7 protein-coding genes are annotated in these 4775 nt (G+C 69.0%); 5 read left to right on the forward strand and 2 right to left on the reverse strand.

What is annotated here, in order from left to right; translation table 11 throughout:
- Positions 1 to 212, reverse strand: a 212-nt coding sequence (locus WA805_RS02415; protein ID WP_425241548.1) for a hypothetical protein, incomplete at its 3' end; no start/stop codon positions are given.
- Between the two features lie 726 nt (positions 213 to 938).
- A complete protein-coding gene (locus tag WA805_RS02420) occupies positions 939 to 1412 on the reverse strand; it encodes a hemerythrin domain-containing protein (RefSeq protein ID WP_422279353.1) in 474 nt (157 codons plus the stop codon).
- A gap of 697 nt (positions 1413 to 2109) precedes the next feature.
- Between WA805_RS02420 and WA805_RS02425 the strand changes: the two genes are divergently transcribed.
- From WA805_RS02425 to WA805_RS02445, 5 genes are all read left to right on the forward strand, one after another.
- Complete coding sequence (locus tag WA805_RS02425) at positions 2110 to 2949, forward strand: SDR family oxidoreductase (RefSeq protein WP_422285560.1); 840 nt, start codon at positions 2110 to 2112, stop codon at positions 2947 to 2949.
- A 32-nt stretch (positions 2950 to 2981) separates the two neighbouring features.
- Positions 2982 to 3350, forward strand: a complete 369-nt coding sequence (locus tag WA805_RS02430) for a hypothetical protein (protein WP_422279349.1) — start codon at positions 2982 to 2984, stop codon at positions 3348 to 3350.
- A 166-nt stretch (positions 3351 to 3516) separates the two neighbouring features.
- Positions 3517 to 3705 (forward strand): hypothetical protein, encoded by a 189-nt coding sequence (locus WA805_RS02435; protein ID WP_422279347.1) that lies wholly within the window; start codon positions 3517 to 3519, stop codon positions 3703 to 3705.
- A gap of 7 nt (positions 3706 to 3712) precedes the next feature.
- Complete coding sequence (locus WA805_RS02440) at positions 3713 to 4441, forward strand: DUF72 domain-containing protein (RefSeq protein ID WP_422279345.1); 729 nt, start codon at positions 3713 to 3715, stop codon at positions 4439 to 4441.
- A partial coding sequence (locus tag WA805_RS02445; protein WP_422325491.1) for an ester cyclase occupies positions 4438 to 4775 on the forward strand: 338 nt, incomplete at its 3' end. The genes WA805_RS02440 and WA805_RS02445, both read left to right, overlap by 4 nt.

Below are 4775 nucleotides of genomic sequence, written 5' to 3' on the forward strand. Positions count from 1 at the left end.
CTCCAGGTGAGCCGGCGCGGCGGCGCGCCGCCGTCCGACGCCGGCCCGCGCAGCGCCGCAGACCAGATCGCGCCTCGGTACGAGTTCTCTTCCTCGTCAACCCACCACACCTGGTAGGCAACTCGCGTCCCGTCTGGTGAGATGTGCGGTTCCGCGACCCCGGTCAGCCGGTAAACGTCCGCGGGCAGCATTCCGTAGCGCCGTGTCTCCATGATCCACCACACTGCCAGATTCCCGAACGAACTAACCATTGGGTCAGTTCAGAGGTTTTCGAGCTGCCACGGGGTTGGTGAGGTTATACCCGTGTCTGTGAAACCCGGAGCGTTGCGAGTCGCCAGCCCGGCTGGCGGGCGCCTGGTAACCGATTTTCGCTACAGGCCCAGCTCGCCGAGGTCATGGGCGTCACCCCGGGCAGGGTCGTGGCTGAGTAGCTACGCGGGTTGGGGCTCCTAATCGAAGTACTGGATCTGAGTAATCCTCAAAGGACTCAGTACCTCTGCAGCCAAGCCGGTCTAGGGCCTCCAGTCCAAGCGCTAGCGCGCAGAGCCATGCCAGCGACAAAACGGATGATGTCGTGGCCGTGAGCAGTACCGCGTACACGGACGGGGCCTCGCGCTTGCTCAAGCGCGGCATCGCGACTGGAGACGTCGACCGAGTCCGTCGTACGGTGGCGGCGTTCGAGGCCGTACTGACGGCCAACCCCACCCCGCATTTAGGACTGCCGGACGGAGGCCGCCAGCGATGAGCCAGGACAGCGCGAGCCGCGTCGGAGCGAGCAGGCCCGCACCGCCAACCAGCGGCTCACCGACGTCGCCCGCCATGTCATCGACGCGGACTTCCCCCCTGCCCCGCCGGGAACTGCGACGCTGCGGCAGGTACGAGGCGAATGACACCCGCTCGGGAACCGTGCGATCCGGGGCAGGCCGCCGGCGAGCCGGCTAGGCCGTGGCGCTGATGTTCTTCAGCGGGTCCGAAGGTGCCCTGGATTTCGCGGCAGCCAGTTCCTCGCCGAGCTGGCGCAGGGCCTTGCTGCCCATCGCCTTGCGGACCTGCGGGAACCAGTCCTGTTCTTCTTCCTTGACGTGGTGGCGGACGTTCTCGATCAAGACGGTGACCTTCGCGGTGAACCGTTCGTCGGCCGGGTCCATCCCGGCGAGCTCGGACAGCATCCAGACGACCACGTGATGTTCCTCGATGCTCTCCAGCACGTGACCGGCGGTGTCTGGCGCGGCCTTGCGCGCCGCGGGATAGAAGAGGGTCTCTTCGATGTAGGCGTGGGTGGTCAGCTCTTTGATCATCTGGTCGGCGAGCTGTCGCTTGGTCTTGACCGCACGTTCGCCGGCCTTCTCGAACTGTTTGAACAGACTCTCCACGGTCTTGTGGTCGTCCTTGAGCAGGGTTATCGCATCCATGACGCCTGCACTGCCCTAGGCAGCCGCTGTTATCCCGGCCGTCAGCCGGGAAAGCGCGGCTAGCGGGCCAGGTTGCTGTGCGGGACCATGTTTGCCCGGCCACGCCGTCACGCTGGGGGAGCTGCAACTTCTGGTCAGCGGCGGCATGGTGGCGGGAGCGTAAAGGGGACGTAGCCAAGGGGCGGCAGGCGAGATACGGGCGCAGCATTGCGGACAGTGAAACGCGGCACCCGCCCGGAATTGCCGGCAGCGTTCGGTTGCCGTGTTTAGGGACGGCTTCCGCTGGCAGTTGATCGGGACGGAACGGAACAAGGAGGCGCGACACGAGCGGATCAGCGACCGCGATCTGGATCATCGTTGCAGTTGCCGTCGCCGGGCTCGCCGTCTGGCTAGGCAGCGTGGAGCTGACGGCGCGCAAGCCGTACCAGGGACGCGCGCACGGGGAACGGCTCCGCGGGACATTCGAGGGCGGAATGCACGTCGGCGCCGGCCGCAGCGTGGCACCGCGACGCGACGAGCCGGTGGCCCCGGGGAGGTCCCTGCCGGGGACACGCTTCACCCGCGCGCGGAAGATTCCGCCGACGCGGAATCCAGGGACGCCTGGCAGGGCTCGGGGAGCCCGCTGGATCGGTAACAACGGGACGGGCCCGCTCGTGCCAGCCACGGGGCGGACTTCGGCCGCCGCAGGAGGGAAGTCATGAACCAGCCAGCGCAGCAGCAGGAACCGCCGGGCCGGACCGGCGAGATGAACCCGCGGCCGGATCACGGTGAGGAGAGCTACCGGGGGTCGGGACGGCTGGCCGGCAAGGCCGCCGTGATCACCGGCGCGGACAGCGGCATCGGCCGGGCCGTAGCCATCGCGTTCGCCCGGGAAGGCGCCGACGTGCTCATCTCCTACCTTGATGAGCACGAGGACGCGCGGGCGACCGCCCGCTGGGTAGAGCAGGCCGGCCGCAAGGCGGTGCTCGTGCCGGGCGACCTGGCCAGCGCGGAGCACTGCCGCGCGGTCATCGACGCCGCCGTCGCGGAGTTCGGACGGGTCGATGTCCTGGTCAGTAACGCGGCGCAGCAGATGACGCACGACAAGCTCGAGGACATCTCGGACGCGGAGTGGGACCGGACTCTCGCCGTGAACCTCAGCGCGTTCTTCTACCTGACCAAGGCCGCGCTGCCGCACATGCGAGCGGGAGCGTCGATCATCGGGACCAGCTCGGTCAACTCCGACTCGCCCACGCCCGCCCTGCTGCCCTACGACGTGACGAAGGCGGGCATCGCCAATATGACCGCGGCGCTTGCTCAGCTCCTCGCGCCGCGCGGCATCCGCGCCAACAGCGTCGCACCAGGTCCCGTCTGGACCCCGCTCATTCCCTCGACCATGCCCGCGGAGCACGTGGAGAGTTTCGGCTCCTCGTCCGCGCTCGGCCGCCCGGGACAGCCGGCAGAGGTCGCTCCGGTGTACGTGATGCTCGCCTCCGACGAGGCAAGCTATGTCTCCGGCGCCCGGGTCGCCGTCACCGGCGGCAAGCCCATCCTGTAACGCTCCACTCCCGCAACCGGAAAGGACGCGACATGGCAGTCACCACCTTCCACGACTTCCCACTCGCCCCCCGGGACCGCGAATGGGACGGCGCAGCGGCCGAGAAACGCGTACGCGCCTGGGCCGACGCGCAAGACAAGCCCACCCCCAGATATCGCGACGCGCACATCTGGTACGACGCCGGCAGCAAGCAGAACTTCACCGCCTACAAGCTGCTGTTCACCGACATCGCCAACGGCCGGCAGGTCGCCGTGCCCCGGGCGATCATGGCGGCAGGCAACATCATGCAGGGCTCCCGCGGAGGCATCGACCTCCCGGAACCCGACATCACCCGGGTCAAGAACCACCTCGCGAAGTACTACAAGAAAATGGGCGAGACCGCCCCCTGGGAGCGGGACTGATGACGCTGCCGGTGCCAGGGCTGCGGGGCCTTGCCCGCAGGCTGCCACCCGGCCCCGCTGACCTGCGCCGGATGGCCGGCACCGAGAACGCCGTGCGGGCCGGCATGCGAGGCGAACGGGGCGCCTGCCGCAGGAACGCCGCTAGCCAAAGGAAGTGTGCCCGCTGATGCTGACAGCAGAACTCGAAAATCATCATCTCCTGGGGGACGCCGGATTCCGGGACGGGCGCCGCCGCCAGCTGGCGCGGGACCTCGGCGGCCCCGCCGAGTTCGTTCTCCCCGGCCTCGGCGCGCTGGTAGTGGCGCTGCTGCTGTTCACCGGGCGCCGCGGGTCCCGCAGGGTCCGCACGGCCTGACGCCGTCGTGGCCGCCTGGATTGGCACCTCGGGCTGGAGTTACGATCACTGGCACCCTGAGCTCTACCCGCCCGGCCTGCCCGCCCGCGACCGGCTCGCCCGGTATACGCAAGCCTTCACCACCGCCGAGCTGAACAGCAGCTTCTACCGCTGGCCGGGGCCGGCGGCGTTCGCCAGCTGGCGGCGCCGCCTGCCGGACGGCTTCCGGCTCTCGGTCAAGGCGCCGCGAGGCCTGACCCACGCGCGCAAGCTGTACGGGCCGGAGACCTGGCTGGAGCGCATCGCAGCGGGCTGGCACGAGCTGGACGGCCGCCGGGCGGTGCTGCTGGTGCAGCTGGCGCCCGCCCAGGCCCGCGACGACGACCGCCTAGGCTACTTCCTCGCGCGGGTCCCGGGCTGGATGCGCGTCGCGGTGGAGTTCCGGCACCCGAGCTGGCACTGCGAGGAGGTCTTCACGCTGCTCGCCGCACACCGCGCAGCTTACTGCGTGATGAGCGGCGCCAGCCTGCCGTGCGTGCTGCGCGCCACCACCGACTTCGTCTACATCCGAATGCACGGCCCGGACCGCCAGCACCTGTACGCGGGCTCCTACCCCGACGCCGACCTGCGCTGGTGGGCCGACCGGATCGGCGAATGGGACCGAGCCGCCCAGGACGTATTCGTGTACTTCAACAACGACGCAGACGCGAATGCGGTGCGTAACGCCCGGACCCTCCGGGCACTGCTGGACGAATGATCGCCTACGACGCCACGTTTGCCGGCCCGCACCACGACGTCCACCACGCCATCGCCGACGGCAACCTGGTCGCGGTGAACTCGACGATGAACGGGCGCCACATCGCCCCATGGGCCGTATACACCGCCGACGGCGCGGTGGACACGGTCTTCCCGCCGACGAACAAGACCTTCGCGGCGACCCAGTCCCACTGGTTCCGGATCGAAGATGGCATGATCGTCGAGCACTGGGATAACCGCGACGATCTCGGGATGGCCAGGCAACTTGGCTGGATCCCGCCGACCCCGGCCTACCTGTTCAAGATGGCGCGCGCGAAGCACCGCGCTAAGCGTTC

The organism is Trebonia sp., from assembly GCF_049794275.1.
Taxonomy (GTDB): domain Bacteria; phylum Actinomycetota; class Actinomycetes; order Streptosporangiales; family Streptosporangiaceae; genus Trebonia.

Coding starts and splice junctions, on each gene's coding strand:
- WA805_RS02425 (WP_422285560.1), top strand. CDS start 2,110: ATGAACCAGCCAGCGCAGCAGCAGGAACCGCCGGGCCGGACCGGCGAG.
- WA805_RS02420 (WP_422279353.1), bottom strand. CDS start 1,412: ATGGATGCGATAACCCTGCTCAAGGACGACCACAAGACCGTGGAGAGT.
- WA805_RS02430 (WP_422279349.1), top strand. CDS start 2,982: ATGGCAGTCACCACCTTCCACGACTTCCCACTCGCCCCCCGGGACCGC.
- WA805_RS02435 (WP_422279347.1), top strand. CDS start 3,517: ATGCTGACAGCAGAACTCGAAAATCATCATCTCCTGGGGGACGCCGGA.